The 19914-nt window shown below is 43.2% G+C and carries 17 protein-coding genes; 14 read left to right on the top strand and 3 right to left on the bottom strand.

Annotated elements, in window-relative coordinates; translation table 11 throughout:
- Positions 1–38 precede the first annotated feature (38 nt).
- Positions 39–527, top strand: coding sequence for a CvpA family protein (locus PQR79_RS00675; protein ID WP_238105897.1), 489 nt, complete (start codon positions 39–41; stop codon positions 525–527).
- Positions 528–568: 41 nt separating this feature from the next.
- Entirely contained in the window at positions 569–2083 is a 1515-nt protein-coding gene (purF, locus tag PQR79_RS00680) for an amidophosphoribosyltransferase (protein WP_238105888.1), read from the top strand.
- Positions 2084–3002: 919 nt separating this feature from the next.
- Here the strand turns inward: purF and PQR79_RS00685 are convergent.
- Positions 3003–3701, bottom strand: coding sequence for a tRNA (adenine(22)-N(1))-methyltransferase (locus PQR79_RS00685; protein WP_274408352.1), 699 nt, complete (start codon positions 3699–3701; stop codon positions 3003–3005).
- 435 nt (positions 3702–4136) lie between these two features.
- On the opposite strand from PQR79_RS00685, the gene PQR79_RS00690 reads away from it, so the two are divergent.
- Both PQR79_RS00690 and msrA read left to right on the top strand, forming a co-directional pair.
- A complete protein-coding gene (locus PQR79_RS00690; RefSeq protein ID WP_238105875.1) occupies positions 4137–6092 on the top strand; it encodes a DNA topoisomerase III in 1956 nt (651 codons plus the stop codon).
- Between the two features lie 388 nt (positions 6093–6480).
- The gene (msrA, locus tag PQR79_RS00695; RefSeq protein ID WP_238105851.1) at positions 6481–7074 is read left to right on the top strand and encodes a peptide-methionine (S)-S-oxide reductase MsrA; all 594 of its coding nucleotides are present in this window, start codon (positions 6481–6483) and stop codon (positions 7072–7074) included.
- Positions 7075–7147: 73 nt separating this feature from the next.
- On the opposite strand, the gene PQR79_RS00700 is transcribed toward msrA, so the two are convergent.
- Positions 7148–8083 carry a LysR family transcriptional regulator gene (locus tag PQR79_RS00700; protein ID WP_238105842.1) on the bottom strand — a complete coding sequence of 312 codons (936 nt, stop codon included), beginning with the start codon at positions 8081–8083 and terminating at the stop codon, positions 7148–7150.
- A gap of 138 nt (positions 8084–8221) precedes the next feature.
- Here PQR79_RS00700 and PQR79_RS00705 point away from each other — a divergent pair, with 138 nt between their 5' ends.
- From PQR79_RS00705 to PQR79_RS00725, 5 genes are all read left to right on the top strand, one after another.
- Positions 8222–9247: a zinc-binding alcohol dehydrogenase family protein gene (locus PQR79_RS00705; protein ID WP_238105840.1), complete on the top strand. Its 1026-nt coding sequence runs from the start codon at positions 8222–8224 to the stop codon at positions 9245–9247.
- 48 nt (positions 9248–9295) lie between these two features.
- Positions 9296–9586, top strand: a complete 291-nt coding sequence (locus tag PQR79_RS00710; protein WP_238105838.1) for a putative quinol monooxygenase — start codon at positions 9296–9298, stop codon at positions 9584–9586.
- Positions 9587–9748: 162 nt separating this feature from the next.
- Entirely contained in the window at positions 9749–11227 is a 1479-nt protein-coding gene (locus PQR79_RS00715) for an ATP-binding cassette domain-containing protein (RefSeq protein ID WP_274408353.1), read from the top strand.
- Between the two features lie 254 nt (positions 11228–11481).
- Complete coding sequence (locus PQR79_RS00720; protein WP_238105836.1) at positions 11482–12027, top strand: thioredoxin family protein; 546 nt, start codon at positions 11482–11484, stop codon at positions 12025–12027.
- A 241-nt stretch (positions 12028–12268) separates the two neighbouring features.
- Positions 12269–12925: a nitroreductase family protein gene (locus PQR79_RS00725; protein ID WP_238105834.1), complete on the top strand. Its 657-nt coding sequence runs from the start codon at positions 12269–12271 to the stop codon at positions 12923–12925.
- A gap of 131 nt (positions 12926–13056) precedes the next feature.
- Here the strand turns inward: PQR79_RS00725 and PQR79_RS00730 are convergent, their stop codons facing one another.
- Complete coding sequence (locus tag PQR79_RS00730; protein ID WP_238105824.1) at positions 13057–14346, bottom strand: alpha/beta fold hydrolase; 1290 nt, start codon at positions 14344–14346, stop codon at positions 13057–13059.
- Positions 14347–14515: 169 nt separating this feature from the next.
- Here PQR79_RS00730 and PQR79_RS00735 point away from each other — a divergent pair, with 169 nt between their 5' ends.
- The 5 genes from PQR79_RS00735 (at position 14516) to PQR79_RS00755 (ending at position 19752) form a co-directional block, all read left to right on the top strand.
- A complete protein-coding gene (locus PQR79_RS00735) occupies positions 14516–15160 on the top strand; it encodes an MBL fold metallo-hydrolase (protein ID WP_238105822.1) in 645 nt (214 codons plus the stop codon).
- 120 nt (positions 15161–15280) lie between these two features.
- Positions 15281–16300: an XdhC family protein gene (locus PQR79_RS00740; RefSeq protein WP_238105820.1), complete on the top strand. Its 1020-nt coding sequence runs from the start codon at positions 15281–15283 to the stop codon at positions 16298–16300.
- Between the two features lie 2 nt (positions 16301–16302).
- Positions 16303–16920, top strand: coding sequence for a nucleotidyltransferase family protein (locus PQR79_RS00745; protein WP_274408354.1), 618 nt, complete (start codon positions 16303–16305; stop codon positions 16918–16920).
- Positions 16921–17053: 133 nt separating this feature from the next.
- A complete protein-coding gene (locus PQR79_RS00750; protein ID WP_238105787.1) occupies positions 17054–17506 on the top strand; it encodes a (2Fe-2S)-binding protein in 453 nt (150 codons plus the stop codon).
- Positions 17507–17508: 2 nt separating this feature from the next.
- Entirely contained in the window at positions 17509–19752 is a 2244-nt protein-coding gene (locus tag PQR79_RS00755) for a xanthine dehydrogenase family protein molybdopterin-binding subunit (RefSeq protein WP_238105784.1), read from the top strand.
- The last annotated feature ends 162 nt before the right edge of the window (positions 19753–19914 follow it).

Below are 19914 nucleotides of genomic sequence, written 5' to 3' on the forward strand. Positions count from 1 at the left end.
TCGCGCCGTCTTGAACCCTATACCGGATCCCCATTTTCATGGTTTGGATTGATTACGCAATTATTATCATTATCGGGTTATCAACTATTATTAGTTTAATCCGCGGATTCGCAAAAGAAGCCATGTCACTTGTGGTTTGGTTTGCCGCTTTCTTTATCGCTAGCCAGTTTTACCTCGATCTTGCCGCGCATTTAACTCAAATGCAGGACGAGTTAGTGAGAAACGGTGTCGCGATCGCCATTCTGTTTGTCGTTACCCTGATCCTAGGGGCTTTAGTCAATTATTTATTAGGTCAGTTAGTGTCTAAAACTGGCTTGTCAGGCACAGACCGTGTACTTGGTTTGTGTTTTGGTGCCATTCGTGGTGCTTTGATTGTAAGCGCATTACTGTTTTTTATGGATGCATTTACTGCGTTCCCAGATACCGTTTGGTGGAAGGGCTCAGTACTTGTACCCGAATTTGGCGTGGTTATTCAGTGGTTTTTTAACTATCTCGAAAACACCTCCAGCTTTGTACCCAAAATCTAAAATTATAAACATAAAACACCTTACAGTGAGGAACCTTACCCATGTGTGGTATCGTCGGAATAGTAGGAAAATCAACAGTTAACCAAACCATTTATGATGCGCTGACTGTGCTTCAACATCGTGGACAAGACGCAGCAGGCATTGTGACGGTAGACATCAATGCGTTTCGTTTACGTAAAGCAAATGGCTTGGTTAAAGATGTGTTTGAACCCAAACACATGCAACGTTTACAGGGCAATGCGGGTATTGGCCATGTGCGTTATCCTACCGCGGGTAGTTCAAGTGCATCTGAAGCACAACCGTTTTATGTTAACTCGCCGTTTGGTATTTCGTTAGCGCATAACGGCAACTTAACTAACACGCTTGAGTTAGCTGAAAGCCTGGTCAAAAAACGTCGTCATGTTAATACCACCTCTGACTCAGAAATCTTGCTTAATTTATTAGCCGATGAGTTACAAGAAACCCGAAGCTTGTCGTTAAGTGCTGATGAAGTATTTGATGCCGTTGCTAAAGTGCATGCGCAAACACGCGGTGCTTATGCTGTAACTGCGATGATTATTGGCCAAGGCTTAGTTGCGTTTCGTGATCCATTTGGTATTCGTCCATTGGTGCTCGGTAAAAACGAAACTGCTACTGGTACTGAGTATATGGTTGCTTCTGAAAGTGTTGCATTAGACGCTGTAGGCTTTGAAGTGATGCGTGATGTCGCTCCAGGTGAAGCGATTTATATTTCACTTGATGGACAGTTATTTACTCGCCAATGTGCTGTTGACCCAAGCTATGCGCCGTGTATTTTTGAATTTGTGTACTTTGCTCGTCCTGATTCAAGTATCGACAAAGTGTCTGTGTACGCAAGCCGCGTTAACATGGGTGCTAAGCTAGGTGAAAAAATCAAAAAAGAATGGGAAGATCACGATATTGATGTGGTTATTCCTATTCCTGAAACTTCGTGCGATATCGCATTAGAAATCGCCCGTTGCATGGATTTACCGTACCGCCAAGGTTTTGTTAAAAACCGTTATATTGGCCGTACCTTTATTATGCCGGGTCAGCAAGAGCGTAAAAAGTCAGTGCGTCGCAAGTTAAACGCGATTAATACCGAGTTTAAAGGTAAAAACGTGTTGCTAGTGGATGACTCGATTGTGCGTGGAACAACGTCAGAGCAGATCATCGAAATGGCCCGCGAAGCTGGTGCTAAAAAAGTGTACTTTGCTTCAGCGGCACCAGAAATCCGCTTCCCGAACGTGTATGGCATCGACATGCCTACTTCAAATGAGTTGATTGCTCATGGTCGTGATGCTGATGAAATTGCAAAAATCATTGGTGCTGATGGGATTATCTTCCAGGATTTAACTGACTTAGTTGAAGCCGTAAGAATGGAAAACCCAGAAATTAAGCGTTTTGAAACCTCAGTATTTGACGGCCATTATATTACCAACGATGTTAACCAGTCTTACTTAGACCACTTAACTCAGTTGCGTAATGACGATGCTAAAGCTAATCGAAACAAAGATATTGGTACCAACTTAGAAATGCACAACGAGTGCCATCCATAAGTTAACCACGTTATTGCTTCGACTTAAAAAACCAGCATAAAACATGCTGGTTTTTTTATGGGCCTAAAATGGCTTAAATGCTAAAACCTAAAACCTAAAACCTAAAACCTAAAACCTAAAACCTAAAACCTAAAACCTAAAACCTAAAACCTAAAACCTAAAACCAAAATCGACAGCTACACCTGGATCCCTGATAAAAGCACTCAGGGATGACGGGCGATAGGGCAAAAGCATTTACCTTATACCGATAACGTTCAACGACTACGTCGTTTGCTCATTCGTACTCAGATGACGTCCACTACTACGTCGTTCCGGCAATGCTGTTGAGCCGGAATCCAGGTGTTCAGCCCGTCGTTCCGGTAATAATTTTAAAGCCGGAATCCAGGTGTTCGCTCTTAAGGCAAGGGCAAAAGCAACACCTGGATCCCTGATAAAAGATCTCAGGGATGACGGGCGAAAAGATGACAGCGAAGAAGAAAGCATTCGCTATTTTCTACGTCGTTCCGGCAACGCTTTTTAGCCGGAACCCAGGTGTTCAGCCCGTCGTTCCGGCAATGCTTTTTAGCCGGAATCCAGGTGTTGTTTTTACGTTTCAAGCAAAGTCAAAAGCAACACCTGGATCGTCCCGGTAACTCTTATAAATCCGGGATCTAAGATCTCAGGGATGACGGGCGATAGGGCAAAAGCATTTACGTTATACCGATAACGTTCAACTACTACGTCGTTTGCTCATTCGTACTCAGATGACGTCCACTACTACGTCGTTCCGGCAACGCTTTTTAGCCGGAATCCAGGTGTTCGCTCTTAAGGCAAGGGCAAAAGCAACACCTGGATCGTCTCGGTAACTCTTATAAAGCCGGGATCCAGGTGTTTGCTCTACGCTTTTACAAGCCCACAAAACGAGTGACTCTTCTGATTTCTAAAAGCGAACCATTCGGTAATCTTGCTGCGCTTGTGCTGCTTTTTGCGGATTAGACAGACTTATTTTTTGATAATGTGTCAGCACTTTATTTAAATAACGCTGCGCAATATCACGTTGTGCTTCAGAGTGGTACTGCCACAGTTTACTGCCGACAGGGCTAATAAGAGTGCTTGGATCATTGTCATGTGACGATGCTTTGCTGTGGCGAGATACATACAATATTTCATAAAATCGGTGGTTTTCTTCAAGCAAAATTTCGTTAATTAAACGGCAATTAAGTTGAATCAACTTTTGGCGTAATTCGTATTGGTGGTGTACGGGGCAGAGCATAAAGTCGATGTGTTGTTCAGGGTTATTACGGCAAATGGAATTAACGAGCTCTATCATCAAATCGCCACCCACGCCGGCGATAATAACCAATGGCGTTTCAGGATGATCAGACAACGGGATTTGGGCAACATCCATACAATGGACTTGCCATTGCGGGGGAGTTTGCAGTGGGTAAAAGCGTTCGAGCTTACGTTCAAGCTGTTGCATCAAATTTGGCACAATATCGACAAAATGAATGGTCGTTGCCGCCTGTCTTGATAATAACGCCGCACCCAATAAACCATGGTCGCAGCAACAATCCCAAATGTGCGTATAGCCTGTTGGGATCATGTCATTAAGTTGGGTTAAGCGCTGGCCAAGTTTCATTGTGTTATACCAATTCCATTAATTATGTGRCCAATCAGAGTCACTCAGATTGTTCAGTTTGAGGCGCATTGTTGAAATAATGGTTATTCCCTTCTAAGRCAATGCAACAAAGAAATGAACGGTCTGAGTGTCTCCTGCAAGGCGGGTTTCTGTGCCTTCTATACTGCTTAATAGCATTTTGACGTAGAACAACTATGTCTTCAATCCTATTACTTGCCTAGAAGGCACAGAATTCCCGCTGAATGACCAGATAATTAGTGGAATTGGTATTATTCATTTATAAAAATAAAACCCGCATTGTAATGATTTTTACCGTGAATACTATGTGATTTGCAGCAAGATAAATTTACAGGTAATCTATACTGTAATTTTATACAGTTAATTGGTGCAATTCATGTTTGCGTTCACTGAATCTTTGCGACCTGATAATGGATTATGATTTTATATATTGCTGAAAAACCCAGTTTAGGCCGAGCGATTGCCGATGTGCTGCCAAAGCCTCACAAAAAAGGTGATGGTTTTATAACGGTTGGCAACGGTGATTGTGTGTCATGGTGTATTGGTCATTTGCTCGAACAGGCTGAGCCAGATGCCTATGATGATGCCTTTAAATCATGGAAACTTGAGCATTTGCCCATCGTGCCACAAACCTGGAAGCTACAACCAAAACCTAAAACCCGCAGCCAACTAACCGTGCTGCGTAAACTGGTTAAGCAAGCATCATCAATTATTAATGCTGGCGATCCGGATAGAGAAGGGCAATTGCTGGTCGATGAAGTAATTTCATATTTAGGCATAAAAGGCGACAAACTCAATCAAGTTCAGCGTTTATTAATTAGCGATTTAAACCCACAGGCGGTAAAACGCGCGCTAGGGCAGTTACGCAGCAATCGTGAGTTTGTGCCGTTATCAACCTCAGCATTGGCACGCAGTCGCGCCGATTGGTTATATGGCATGAACATGACCCGTGCTTATACTATTCAAGGGCGTAAAGTAGGTTATCAGGGAGTATTGTCGGTAGGCCGAGTGCAAACTCCCGTGCTCGGATTAGTGGTGCGCCGCGATGATGAGATTGCCAACTTTACCCCCAAAGCATTTTACGAAGTGCTAGCCCATTTACTGACTGACCAACAACAAGCATTTACTGCTAAATGGCAACCGAGCGAAGCGTGCCAACCCTACATGGATGAAGATGGCAGAGTGCTAGCCAAAGGGTTAGCTGAAAACGTTGTTTCGAGAATTACCGGTAAACCTGCAGAAATCACTAAACTAGAAGCAAAAGATAAACGGCAAAATCCACCACTGCCATACAGTTTATCGTCATTGCAAATCGATGCTGCCAAACGCTTTGGCTTGTCTGCTAAAGAAGTGCTCGACACTTGCCAGAGTTTATATGAGCGACATAAGTTAATTACTTACCCACGTTCTGACAGCCGTTATTTACCCAAAGAGCAGCATGCATTAGCCCCAAAAGTATTAGATGCTGTGCTTAAAGGCGCTGCAGGGTTAGTTGAAGGCTGTGATGCGCCTAATGCCAAACTTAAATCTAAAGCTTGGGATGACAGTAAGGTGGACGCTCACCATGCGATTGTACCTACCGAAAAAGCGGCGAACTTATCAGCATTATCAAGTAATGAGGCTAAGTTGTACCAACATGTCGCGTGCCAATACCTTGCGCAATTTTACCCCGCTTATGTGTATGCCGAAACTGCCGTTGAGGTGACCATTGCTGGTGGCTTATTTACCACCAAAGCGCGCCAGGATAAAACGTTAGGTTGGAAACAACTGTTTAAGCGGGCAGCAGCAAGCCAAAACCAATCAAGTAACAATGAAGATGAAAACGACGATGCAGTACAGTCATTGCCGCCGTTGGTAAAAGGGCAAATACTGCAATGTGAGCGTGGTGAATTATTAGAAAAAATGACTCAAGCGCCGAAGCATTTTACTGACGCGACCTTATTAGGTGCCATGACGGGCATTAGCCGTTATGTGACCGATAGCGAGATTAAAAAAATCCTCAAAGAAACTGACGGCCTAGGCACCGAGGCCACACGTGCAGGCATTATTGAGTTGCTGTTTAAGCGCGGATATTTGGTTCGCCAAGGGAAAGCCATTAAAGCGACGCCAGTGGGCGTTGGCCTAATACGCAGTTTACCCGATTCTGCCACCACACCCGACATGACCGCATTATGGGAAAACAGCCTCGATGCTATCAGCCAAAAACGCTTAAAGTACGATGCCTTTATGCAGCCATTGTTGAGCCAGTTAGATAGCCTAATTACTCAAGCATCAAATCAGTTACCCTCTGCATTACAAGGTGTTGCCAGTAGTGCGCCAAAGCGTAGTTTTAAAAAACCGTATAAAAAGAAGACTAATACCATTGCGCGTTAGCAAGTGATCTCTCAGCGAGAATTTAAAAGGGCTTAAACAAGGCGAATGACTGAATGAATAGTTATTCTCTTTCGAAGTCATGCAACGCAGTGTAAGCCCTTTTAAAACTCGCCTGAAAGGAATGCCCCAGCCGCTTTTGCTTTACGTTCTCGCTATTTGAAAGGGAACAACCATTACTACATAGCGGCGCCTTAATCAAAAACCGCTGGACGCATTCTGAGTGGTCACTTATTAATGCGCAATGGTATAAGGCAAAAGCGAAATAATTTAGGGTATGTTAATTGGTATGGTAAAAGGATTACAGAGCATCAATGCCAGAGTGAACTTTTACGTCATTCATTACATACTGTAAGTATATAAATATAGATACAAATTAAAGGAGGGTGCTATGAAAAACACACTAGTGTTAACCGTGCTTGCTGCAAGTTTATTGGCTTATGCGTCGAATGCCTGTGCAGATAAAGCCATTTTGGCTGGCGGGTGTTTCTGGTGTATGGAGTCTGATTTTGAAAAGCTTGATGGTGTCACTGATGTCGTTTCTGGATTTACGGGCGGAAACATTAAAAATCCTACATACAATGGTAACCATCGAGGTCATTATGAAGCAGTTGAAATCACCTATGACCCTAGCAAAGTCAGCTACACCGAGCTGTTAGAGCATTACTGGGTCAACATTGACCCTTTTGATGCCCAAGGCCAATTTTGCGATAAAGGCTCGAGCTATTTAAGTGCTATTTTTGTGGCAAACGAGACAGAAAGATCGATTGCACAACAGTCTAAAAGCAAAGTCGAAAAGCAGTTTCCTAATAATAAAGTGGTCACCCCTATTTTAAATGCGTCTATATTTTATCCGATAAAAGACGATGAGAGTTACCATCAGGACTACTATAAAAACAATCCACTTCGCTATAATGCTTACCGCTGGAGCTGCGGCAGAGACAAAAGGTTAGCAGAGATTTGGGGTGACAAAGCAACACATTAGGTTTGTGCTTATGCCCTGCGATTACTGACGTTCGTGGTCACAGGACACATTCTTCATGCCAACAATTGACTAATTAATCCAGCACACTTTTATCTAAAATGCCTTTAGCAATTAATTGTTGTAACAAGTCGCGGGTTTGCTGTTTGAGCATGTCGCGTAATAATCGGGTAGCTGGGGTGATGGATTGTCTGCTCGGAAATATTAACCACAGTTCAGTGGATTTGACCTGATAGTCTGACATGATGGTGACAAGTTTATTTGTCAGTAAATCATGTGCCAAATCTAAGCATGATTTTGCTGCAATGCCTTTGCCGTTCACACACCAACGTCGTACTAAGTCAGCATCATTGGCGACACGATTACCTGATACTTTCACTTTAATGCTGTCATTGCCCTGGGTAAATTCCCATATGTCGTGGGTTAAGTTTTGTAGTTGATACAGCAGCGCATTATGTTCGGCCAAATCTTGTGGGTGTGTTGGCGTACCATGCTGGTCTAAATAGGATTGTGAGGCACAGATTAATCTTGGCACATTGCAAATTTTAAACCCATATAAATTTGCATCATTGGGTGATCCATAGCGTAATGCTAAGTCAACTGAGTCGCGGTAAAAATCAACGTTAGTATCACTAATACTGACGCGTAAACTCACTTTTGAGTGAGTATCCATAAAGTCGTCAATCCAAGGGATAACGACATTACGTCCCAAATCAGATGACACCGATAAGCGTAAGTCACCGTCAATGACATCAAGCTCACCTTTCATATTTTGTTTGGCTTGATCAAGCATCAACATGGCTTGCTCGCATTGCGGAATGTATTTCTCGCCGGCGCTCGATAAGCGTAATTGCCGTGTGGTGCGAATAAATAACTCTGCGCCTAAATGGGCTTCAACTCGCTTTAACGCTGCACTGGCTGTGGCTGTGCGCATGTCTAAATGGGTTGCTGCAGCGGTAATACTGCGAAACTCGGCAACCTTGAGCACCACTTGTAAGTCTTCTAAAAGCATGATTATCCATTTTTGATTGATAATGTTTCAATTATTATGCTGTTTATGGCGAATAAAACAAGCGCTAATATAGCTTCATCAAGTTAGAACCTTATTTTATAAATATTAATTGCCCATTAGATTATTAGGAATAACAGCATGAAAGCCATCGGATATAAGCAGTCTTTACCTATCACAAACCCAGAATCATTAATTGATGTCACTTTAACGCAGCCTATTGCAACAGGTCGTGATTTATTAATTAAAGTGAGTGCCATTGCAGTTAACCCTGCAGATTATAAAGTGCGCTTAAACATGCCGCCTGCAGACGGTGAAGTAAAAGTGATAGGCTGGGATGCAGTAGGTGAAGTGATTGCGGCCGGTGACAAGGTAAGCCAATTTAAGCCGGGTGATATTGTTTACTATGCGGGCGACATTACCCGCCCAGGCAGTAATGCTGAATATCAATTGGTTGATGAGCGTTTAGTGGGCTTTAAGCCAAAGAGCTTATCAAATGCTGAAGCCGCAGCGTTACCTTTAACAGCCATTACTGCATGGGAGTTATTGTTTGAGCATTTAACCATTAAGCAGCAAAGTCCAGGCGTTACTGAGAAATCTGACGAAGTGATTTTAGTGGTTGGCGCAGCGGGCGGTGTGGGCTCTATTTTTGTGCAAATTGCTAAAGCCATTACCGGCGCGACTGTGATAGCAACAGCGTCACGTCAACGTTCTAGCGATTGGGTTAAAAAGTTAGGAGCCGACTATGTTGTTGACCACACCAAACCACTTACTGCGCAAATAGAGGCCTTAAACATTGGGCCTGTGACCCACGTTGCTAGCTTAAATAGCACCGATGTCTATTTTGACAGTTACACCGAAGTGTTAGCGCCATTTGGTAAAATCGCCATGATTGACGATCCCCAAGCGCTTGATGTTACTAAACTTAAGCTTAAGAGTTTGTCATTACACTGGGAATTTATGTTTGCTCGTTCAATGTTTCATGCCGCAGATATGCAAGCGCAAAGTCGTTTATTGAATCGTGTGGCAGATCTTGTTGATCAGGGCTATATTCAAACCACCTTAGGCCAGCACATGGGCGCAATAAATGCCGCTAACTTACGTGCAGCTCATGAAGCATTAGAAGCAGGGAGTGCGATAGGTAAAATTGTACTTGAAGGTTTTTAATATTAAGTCATATAAAATATCAATTAGACCCAATGTATAGGATATAACATGTCGCAATTAACGATTGTTGCCAATATCATAGCTAAAGCAGATAAAATTGAGTTCGTGAAAGCGGAATTACTTAAACTGGTTGAAGTGACGCGCACAGAAGAAGGTTGCATTAACTACGACCTACATCAAGATAATGCCAACCCTGCTCATTTTATGTTTTATGAAAACTGGCAGAGCCGTGAGTTATGGCAAGCACATATGGGCAACCAGCATATCGCTGAGTATGCGGCCGCGGTTGAAGGTGCTGTTGTCGAGTTTGTATTAAATGAAATGACGGTTATCGCCTAGATTTTGCAGTTTATACGATGAAAAAAGCAGATCATGACAATGATCTGCTTTTTTTTTCGATAAATGAAGGCTTGGTTGGACACTCAATCAATGTAACTGATATAACAGGCATATTTATCCCTGGTTCAGGTTGTTTAGTGTAGAGCGTATGGAAGGGTAACAATGGAAATTAGATTTGCACAACTGCAATGCAGTTCTTCTAGTGTCACGATGAAAATTGATGATTGGCTTATTGAATCGCAACAATCTTGGGGAGTGTTTAGTACCGAAGGTGATGTAGGCGAAATGCTCGGACAATTATTGACCCAACCTGATGACGACAAAGCCCTAGTGTATTCTGGGCAGATCACTGGGGCAGATCCATCACAGGTCGCATTTGTTTCATTGCAACAACAACAGCAATTGTTGGAAAATATTTTAGCCCAGGATGACAGCGAGTCTCTGGGGTATACCGATCCTAAATCGACCGTTTTTAGAGTTATTTTTGATCAGTGCCATGATAACAACTTAACCCATCAATTGTTGCAACAGTTAGATTTAACTCACCTCAGTCAAAGCAGTTTTAGCCAATTATCGACCGGTGAAGGCCGCAGAGTCATGTTGGCGAGAGCTTTAGCTACTCAAGCGCCTTTTTTAGTATTAGATGAACCCTACGCGGGGCTCGATGTGGAGCATCGCAGCACCTTAACGATGTATCTTGAGCAATTATCACGCACTCTACAAATGCTGGTGGTGGTATCACGTGAAGAAGATATGCCGCAGTGGATAGAACACGTAGCCTTGTTTAGCCAGGGGAAATTCGACAGCGTGATGAGTAAAGAGCAATGGGTTAATCACCCTGTTATTCATCAATTAACCGCACAATCTGGGCAGCAGAGCGAAGAGTTATTAGCACTTATTCGGCGTCATCGTCACAGTGCTAAGTTTGCCGACCCTGTATTTGAGCTGCATAACGGCCGAGTTGCTTACAGCGATAAAGTGATTTTTTCTGGGGTGAATTGGCGCATTGACAATGGCGTGCATTGGCAAGTTAAAGGGCCAAATGGCTGTGGTAAAAGCACCTTGCTAGGACTTATTTTTGGCGACCATCCGCAATGTTATAGCAACGATATCGATATTTTTGGTAAAAAAAGAGGCTCGGGCGAAACCATCTGGGAAATCAAACAACATATTGGCATGGTGTCGTCGGCTTTACATATGCAGTATCGGGTAAATTGCAGTGCCATTGATGTGATTGTATCGGGTTTTTATGACTCGATTGGCTTGTATCAAAAGCCGACGCAACAGCAAGTAGCCATCGCAACGGAATGGTTAGCCATGTTACATATGGGGCATTTAGCTAAAACAGCGTTTAAACAATTAGAATATGGCCAGCAACGTTTATTGTTAATTGCTCGGGCGATTGTTAAACAACCCACGTTGTTGATCCTCGATGAGCCCTACCAAGGCTTAGATTACTTAGGCCGCAGACTGATTAAAAACTCACTTGAATTGATTGCCAAAGAACAGCTAACCCAATTGCTATATGTATCACATTATCAACAGGATAGCCTTGATAGCATTGAGCACTTTATTGAGTTTGTTGTCGACGATGCCCACCAAGGGTATCGGGCTGTAGTCTCTGGGCCAACGATAAAATAAGTCATTCTGAATACTTGTGGTTTATTTTGCTGTCCTGCTATAGAGGATGGCCATCTTGTGGATGTGTTTCATCTGCCGATGAGCGCTGGTCTTTCATTCGATTATTAAATAAAAATTGAAAATGTTTCAATTTTTATGATGTTTATGGCGACTTAAAATCTCGGTATGATGACCTCAACAAAACATGGATTGCCAGAGAGTTGATGTGAGTTAACTTAAGTGCAGCATACACCCATTAATAGTGGTAAATAGATATGTTACTCGATACGCCCATTTGTGACTTTGGCTGGAAAGCTCCTGATTTTACTTTGAAAAATCCTAATGGTGATGCGTTTACGATGAGTGAACATTTGGGTGAAAAGGGCTTGTTGATTATGTTCATTTGTAATCATTGTCCTTATGTTAAAGCCATTGCATCGCGTTTATCCAAAGACACTCAACAATTAATGGCAGAAGGGATTAATGTGTTGGCTGTGATGTCGAATGACTATCAAACAGTAGACGCTGATTCGCCAGCTAATATGCTTCGCTTTGCCGAGCAACACGGTTTCTCATTTCCGTATTTAGTCGATGAAGACCAACACGTCGGTAAGCAGTATGGTGCGGTGTGTACCCCTGACTTTTTTGGCTTTAATCACCTTGGTGAGTTGCAATATCGTGGTCGTCTAGACGATGCACGCTTACAAGATGACTCGAATCGAGTGCCTGAGTTAGTCAATGCCATGCAACTGATTGCTGCAATTGGAAAAGGCCCTAAACAGCAAACCGCCAGCATGGGTTGTTCAATTAAATGGCGTTAATCATACATTGAAAAAACAAACCTAAGCACAATATTGGTATAACCCTTTAATGAGCGCCTTGTATACATCGCGCTATCGTGAACGAATTTTTCCACAATACAGCTCTGACTAACCAGAGTGGTATTAAGCAATATTTGCTCATTATCAACACTCTGATAATGAGTAACAAAGGCTATCGATAATCGTGTTGATATCGATACCTCAACATTATTAGTCGTTTAACATTTTTACGGAGCATCACATGACCCACGCTATTATTTCTGATTTAGAAAAACGTTACACAGCAAAACGCTACGATGCGACTAAGCGCGTATCCGCTGAAGATTTAGCCGTTATTTACGATGCAATGGTGTTATCACCTTCATCAATTAACTCTCAACCATGGAAATTTATCGTGATTGAAAGTGATGAAGCCAAGCAGCGTTTGCATGACTCTTTTGCTAACAAATTCCAGTTTAACCAGCCACATGCTAAAGCGGCTTCGCACACCGTGTTGTTTGCTTATAACCCTAAGTATACTCGTGAAGATTATGCCAAAGTGGTTGACCAAGGGATTACTGATGGCCGTACTAAGCCTGAAGATCGTGAAGGTGCATTTGGTGCGTTTGCGTTTGTGGATTTAAACACAGACGAAGCTGGTAACAACGCGGCTTGGACTAAGTCACAAACTTACCTTGCACTGGGTAATACCATGCACACACTTGCACGTTTAGGCATTGACTCTACTCCAATGGAAGGCGTTGACAGCGACATGCTTGGACAGATTTTTGAAAAAGAATTAGACGGTTATGTTTGTGATGTCGCGTTAGCCTTTGGTTATCACCATTCAGATGAAGACTATAACGCTAAATTACCTAAGTCTCGCTTAGCTGCTGAGCAAGTCTTACAAGTATTGTAATGGGGGTATCGTTGTAAAACGATCCTGTCTCGATAAAAACAGGGCGCAAGACAGAGTCTTACGCCCTGTTTTTATTTTTAAGGTATTAATAACAATTCATTAATCCAAATAATGGCTTACGTAAACAATGGCTAACGCAAACAATGACCACGGTTAAGGCTAATGAGTTTATCTAAAATACGTTCGCCATCCATACGAATGCCGTTGTGTTCATACTCTGAGGTGAGCCAATATTTAAGGTTATTGACTTGCTTGGTTGTTTCTAAACTGTATTGCATCTCTACATACATATCTTCGCTATAAATGGCTGCCGCTACCGGCACCTTATTCGCGGCCAGTGTCTCAAGGTTATACAAGCTTGGCCAATCTTTTTTCGCCGCAATTAAGTTTGCAGCCTGCTGTAGTGGTTCAAGTTGTTCAAATTGTGAAAACATCCACGGATAAATCATTTCGCCAGTAAATAATAATGGTTTACCGGGTCGATAGTTAAATTGACTAAACTCGGCTCTGACTCTGTGCGCAGCCCAGGCAGATGCTTGTTGTTGGCAATAAATAGACTCGTGCATTAAGGCAAAAATTGGGTTGGTATTGTAGTCGAGAAATTGACTAAATTGATGTAAAAATAATGGATTTATATCTGTGCCATGGGCGGTTTCAATCAAGGCTTGCTCCAGCAAATAATAAACAGCTTCTGGCCCTTGTTCCATGCCTAAATTAATGCCCAGGAGCTGGAGTTTTTCAACGGTGAGTAATTCACCTGTCGCCAAATACACTTTATTGTCGAAAATATACTTTGCCAAATTGTCGACTAAAGTCCGAGCATCGTTAAAGCGGCTAAAAAAATCGTTGTTTTTGGCAATCACCCGCTGATAAGTGGCTTGATAGACATCATCTGCAGTGCGGGTTAATGATGGAATACCGCCAGTGATGTAGGCTTCTTTAAGTCCTTCTGGTGCAGCAGACAAATAATGCAATACACAAAAACCACCGAAGCTTTGACCTAAAATACTCCAAGGCTCGCTAGGTGACAGTTTGGTGCGAATATACTCGGCATCGCGAATAATATTGTCAGCGCGAAAGTGAGTTAAATAATCAGCTTGGTCTGTGGTGCTCATGTAACTTAAGCTGGTGGCATTGACTGGCGTAGATAAGCCCGTTCCTCTTTGATCAAGCAATAACACTCGGTACTCCGTTAAAGCCCGCTTAATCCAACCACTATTATTCAATGGTCTTACGGCCGCAAACCCCGGACCTCCTTGAAAAAACACTAAATAGGGCAGTTGCTTATGTTGATTTTCAACGCTAACAATTTCTCTAACAAAGACGGTAATTTGCTTACTGGGACTTTGTTGATAATCGAGCGGTACCGAGAAAAAGTGTTTACGAACTTTGATGTCTGCTAAGGTGTTATCAATGTGCATATTTAGCCTGCTGAGTCTTTGCGGGTTGCCATCGCATTTTTTTATTACCTATATTGTACATCAACAATGCAAAGCTTGATGGGTATCACATTAAAAAGCTATCTAGATCAACACTGCCTAGGTAAAATTAACCGATAATCAACATATGATCATAAGCGCGAGGTTGTCGATGAAGTATCAAATCATCCCTGTCACCCCTTTTCAACAAAATTGCAGTGTTATTTGGTGTGAAAAAACCTTAAAAGCCGCGGTAGTTGATCCCGGTGGTGATATTGAGCGAATTTTGGCTGAAGTGACCAAATTGGGGTTAACGGTGGACAAAATTTTACTGACCCACGGGCATATTGATCATGTTGGTGGCGCAGCCAGTTTGGCGGCTAATTTATCTGTGCCCATTATTGGCCCGCATGAGGCAGATAAATTTTGGTTAGACAACTTAGTGAAGCAAAGCCAAAATTTCGGTTTTGCGCGTGCAGAAGCATTTGAACCCACGCAGTACCTTAATGAAGGCGATGAAGTGACGGTTGGCGAGCAAACCTTAAGTGTATTGCATTGCCCTGGTCATACTCCAGGCCATATTGTGTTTTACAACGCCAGTTCTAATTTAGCCTGGGTAGGTGATGTGTTGTTTAGAGGTTCAATTGGCCGTACCGACTTTCCGCAATCTAATCATCAAGACTTATTACATTCTATTACCACCAAACTATGGCCATTAGGTAAAAATGTAAGCTTTATTCCCGGCCACGGGCCAATGTCGACATTTGCCGAGGAGCGCCAACACAATCCGTTTGTGGCAGACCAGTTATTTGACTAAAAATTAACTGTTTGCATGCCATTCATAAAATTAAGACATAAATTGAAACCATTGATTCTTTGCATTGTAAAGGCAGTCTGTTAGCTTAGAAGACTGCGTTTATTATGATGGACAGTTTTCATGGTTCAACACCTTGTTGATTTACTCGATGCCTGGTTACCTACTTATCAAGAAGACTGGGTTGTAGCAGTGTTAACTCAAGTGCAAGGGTCTTCTTATCGTAAACCCGGCGCTATCATGTTATTTCACCCTATGGGTAAAAGTTTAGGCATGTTAAGTGGCGGTTGCCTTGAGGCCGATCTTCGTCGCCATGCCCAGCGAGCAATCCAAACCCAACACGTTTTGCAATTAACTTATGATGCGACTGATGAGTCTGACACCAGCTATCAACTAGGTTGTGGTGGTATCGTCAACATTATGATGGTGTCGCTCAATAAAGCGAACAATTACTTGGGTTTAGTCAACGTTCACGATGCATTAATGCGGGGGGATAGCGGCTTCTATAAACTCAATATTGCTGATGATGGCGCGCCGAGCAATGCGGTTTCTGGAACCTTCATTGAACAAGGTCTGGATGGGCAAATTACCGTTACCCTGAATACCAAAACCGAAAAAGTGTTTGAGCAAGGCACAACCTTGTTAACGATTCCGCTTCGCCCTCCGGTTCATATTGGGATTTTTGGTGGTGGTTTAGATGCAAAACCCATTGCGCAAATGGCCCAAACCATGGGCTGGAAAGTCACTGTTTTTGATGAGCGTACCGCCTACGCACGTAACTATGATTTTCCTGGTTGCCAAATTATTAAGCACCCGTGCTCAAGTGTCTCTTCCGACGTACTCAACACCTTAGATGCGGCATTTGTGATGAGTCATAATTTGCAAATAGATGCTAAAACATTAGCGACTTTGCAACCTCTGTCTTTAGCCTATATCTCGTTATTAGGTCCAGCGCATCGCCGTGAAAAAGTGCTTAACTTAGCCCAATTAAGCGTAGATGACTTTAGCGGATATTTTTCAGCTCCAGCAGGTTTAGCATTAGGTGGCGAGCTACCTGGCTCGGTAGCATTAAGTATTTTATCTCAATGCCATGGTGTGCTGTACCACAGCAAATTAACCAGCCTTGATAGTGTGATGTTATAACCATGGCAGCGAATGTTACGGTCAATATCGCGACGGTTATTTTGGCCGCAGGTGCCAGTCGCCGTTTTAATGGCTGTAAAATCACTGCACAGATTCAGAACGGGCAAAGCTTATTAGCCCATAGTATTGCAACGCTCAAGCAGGTGACTCAAACTGCCAATATTCCCCCTGCCGCGGTAGTGTTAGGCGCGCACATCAATGATGACATTATGACAATAACCGAAGGCTTGCCACGGATAATGAATTCGCACTGGCAAGCAGGGTTATCCAGTTCAGTGAAACACGCTGTGGCTTATGCAATTGACGTTAACGCCGATGCATTATTGTTAGTATTGGCGGATCAAGTGGCCATCACTGTAGATGAGTATTTGAGTTTAATAGAGGCTTTTTTGCATAAAAGGAAAACCTGCTGCAGTTTTTATCTGCAAGATGTGGGCGTGCCTGCTATTTTTTTAGCTGATGATTTTAGCGCGTTAATGGCGATTGAAGGTGATAAAGGTGCTAAAAGCGTGTTAAAGCAACATGCAAAAAATAATAATATTTTGATGTTGCCTATCGAGAATGCCGCAAGTGATATCGATACCCCTGCCGATTTAGCCCATTGGTTAAATCAACAATAATCCGTTTACTTAACTAGAGCGAGTTCAGCTAAGTTTAATCGAGTTCAAGTAACGTTATGCCAATGCAAACAATAATAAGCGTGACTGCAAGTATTTAGTGTAGTCAATCGTTTGCCCTAATTAAGGAGTGATTATGACAACCCCAACACAAAAACTACTGGTCAATGGTAAGGATTTCACCCTTGATGCCGACCCCAATATGCCGGTGTTATGGGCGTTACGTGACATCTTAGGTTTTACTGGAACCAAGTTTGGTTGCGGCGCGGGCTTGTGTGGCGCCTGTACTATTCATGTAGATGGAAGTCCAATGCGGGGATGTTTAACCACTCTTAAGCAAGTGCAGGGCAAACAAGTCACTACGATTGAAGGTCTTGAAGCACAAAAACTCAAACAGGCATGGCTTACACATAATGTGCCTCAATGTGGTTATTGCCAGGCCGGGCAATTAATGTCTGCTGCAGCGCTATTAAAAACCACCGCAACGCCTACAGATGCGCAAATTGATGATGCTATGTCGGGCAACATATGCCGTTGTGGTACTTATCCGCGTATTAAAGCCGCGATCAAATCAGTGTCGGAGGCTTAATCATGACGACATTTACCGCAGTTGAAAATATTAGCCGTCGTAATGTACTCAAGTTATTTGGTGCCGTAGGGGGTGGTTTAGCCCTTGGTGGAACCAGTTTAGCGTGGAGTCCAATGGCACTGGCACAAGACAAACAAGCCTTAATGAATTTATTTGTCGCCATTGGTGAAGACAATAAGGTGTATTTAACTTGTCATCGTTCTGAAATGGGGCAGGGTATTCGTACTGGTATACCGCAGGTGTTAGCCGATGAACTCGAAGCTGACTGGGACAAGGTGGTTGTGGTGCAAGGGTTGGCTGATAAACGTTATGGCAGCCAAAACACTGATGGCAGCCGCAGTATTCGTAAGCATTATCAGCGTATGCGTCAAATGGGGGCCACGGCTCGTACCATGCTAGAACAAGCCGCAGCCCAGCAATGGAATGTGCCCGTTTCTGAGGTGTATGCCAAGGCACATAAGGTGCATCATAAGGCAAGTAATCAGTCTTTATCTTATGGTGATCTGGCAATTGCTGCGTCAACATTGACTATGCCTGAGCTCGATACGGTGTCACTTAAACCGGAAAGTGAATTTGTGCATATTGGCAAGTCACATACCATTGTTGACATGGATGCCATGCTTACCGGTAAAGCCAAGTATGGTTACGATATCAAGCTTGATGGCATGTTATACGCCAGTATTACCCGTCCTCCCGTATTAGGCAGCGACGTGGTGAAACTTGATGACACCAAGGCTCGTAGTATTGCAGGCGTTGTGGATATTATTACCTTGCCAGTGCCTAAAGGCGCGCCATTATTTCAACCGCTTGGAGGCGTAGCTGTTATTGCCACTAACAGCTGGAGTGCGATTGAAGCACGAAAAGCCTTAGTGATTACCTGGTCTGAATCTGTCAATGACAGCCATGACTCTGATGTGTACTTAAAAGCATTGGTTGAGCGAGTAAAGCAGCCTGGCAAAGTTATCCGTCAATTTGGCGAGTCTGTCACGGATTGGCCAGCAGATAATACCGTGAATGCAGTTTATACCGTCCCTTATTTAACCCATGCCATGATGGAGCCGCCCGTTGCCACCGCAAGTGTTACGGCCGATGGGTGTGAAATATGGGCATCGACGCAAACACCGCAAAGTACTCAACAAAATGTCGCGGGCGCACTTGGGTTAACGCAAGAGCAAGTAAAGGTTAATGTTACCTTGCTAGGCGGCGGTTTTGGGCGTAAATCCAAGCCCGACTTTAGTGTTGAAGCGGCGGTGTTATCACAAAAGCTAATGAAGCCGGTTAAAGTGTGCTGGAGCCGTGAGGATGAGATCCAAAACGGTTATTACCATGCGATTAGCGCGCAAATGTATCAGGCTAAAGTTGATGATAATAAGTTACCAACAGCATTGCTTGCGCGTACCGGGTTTCCGGCGATCAGTTCAACCTTTGCTGAAGGTGTTGAATATCCGTCCGACGGCGAACTTGATCTTGGTTTTAGTGATGTTCCCCTTGCACTTGAACATATTCAACTTGAAGCAGTAAAAGCCACCGCCCATACGCGTATTGGCTGGATGCGTTCGGTTTGCAATATTCAGCATGCATTTGGTATGGGCAGTTTTGTGGATGAACTGGCGGTTAATGCCAACACACCCTGTATTGATATGTGGCGCCAATTGTTAGGTAAAGCTCGCATTGAAAACTTTGAAAACAACGGTTTTAAATATGGTAATTACGGCGAAGAATTAGCCGACCATCCTGTGGATGTGGGGCGTTTTTTGAACGTGTTAGACACACTAGAAAGCGCACTTGCTAAAGCGCCTAAAGCTGCTAAAAATCAAGGCTGGGGCATGTCGGTTCACCGCAGTTTTGTCAGTTATGTTGCGGTGGCAACCCTAGTTGAGGTGGTTGATAACCAACTTAAGGTGATCAAATCTATTGCGGTAATGGACGCTGGCACTGTGGTGAACCCCGATAGAGTGCATTCGCAGTTAGAAGGTGCGGTGATTTTTGGCCTGAGTTTGGCAATGATGGGCGATATTAGCTTTAAACACGGTAAAGTGGTGCAATCTAATTTTCATGATTACCCATTAATGCGTTTACCTCAATGCCCAGACATTGAAACCCATATTGTGGCGTCTACAGCTAAACCTGCTGGTGTCGGCGAGCCAGGCGTACCACCTGTTGCGCCAAGTTTAACCAATGCGATATTTGCAGCAACCGGTAAGCGATACCGTGATTTGCCATTAAATAAAGTATTATCTGTGTAGTATTTTTAAAACGTGTTTTCTGCGAAATATGTGAACATGAACACTTTAGTTATTTTACCTTAAGTCGATAATATTTAAGCCAAATGCCTATGTGTATTAGCACATAGGCATTTTTTATATTGAGTGACAGTTCACCATGGATTGGCCTTGTTCTACTATACT

Source organism: Shewanella metallivivens, assembly GCF_028750675.1.
Lineage (GTDB): Bacteria > Pseudomonadota > Gammaproteobacteria > Enterobacterales > Shewanellaceae > Shewanella > Shewanella metallivivens.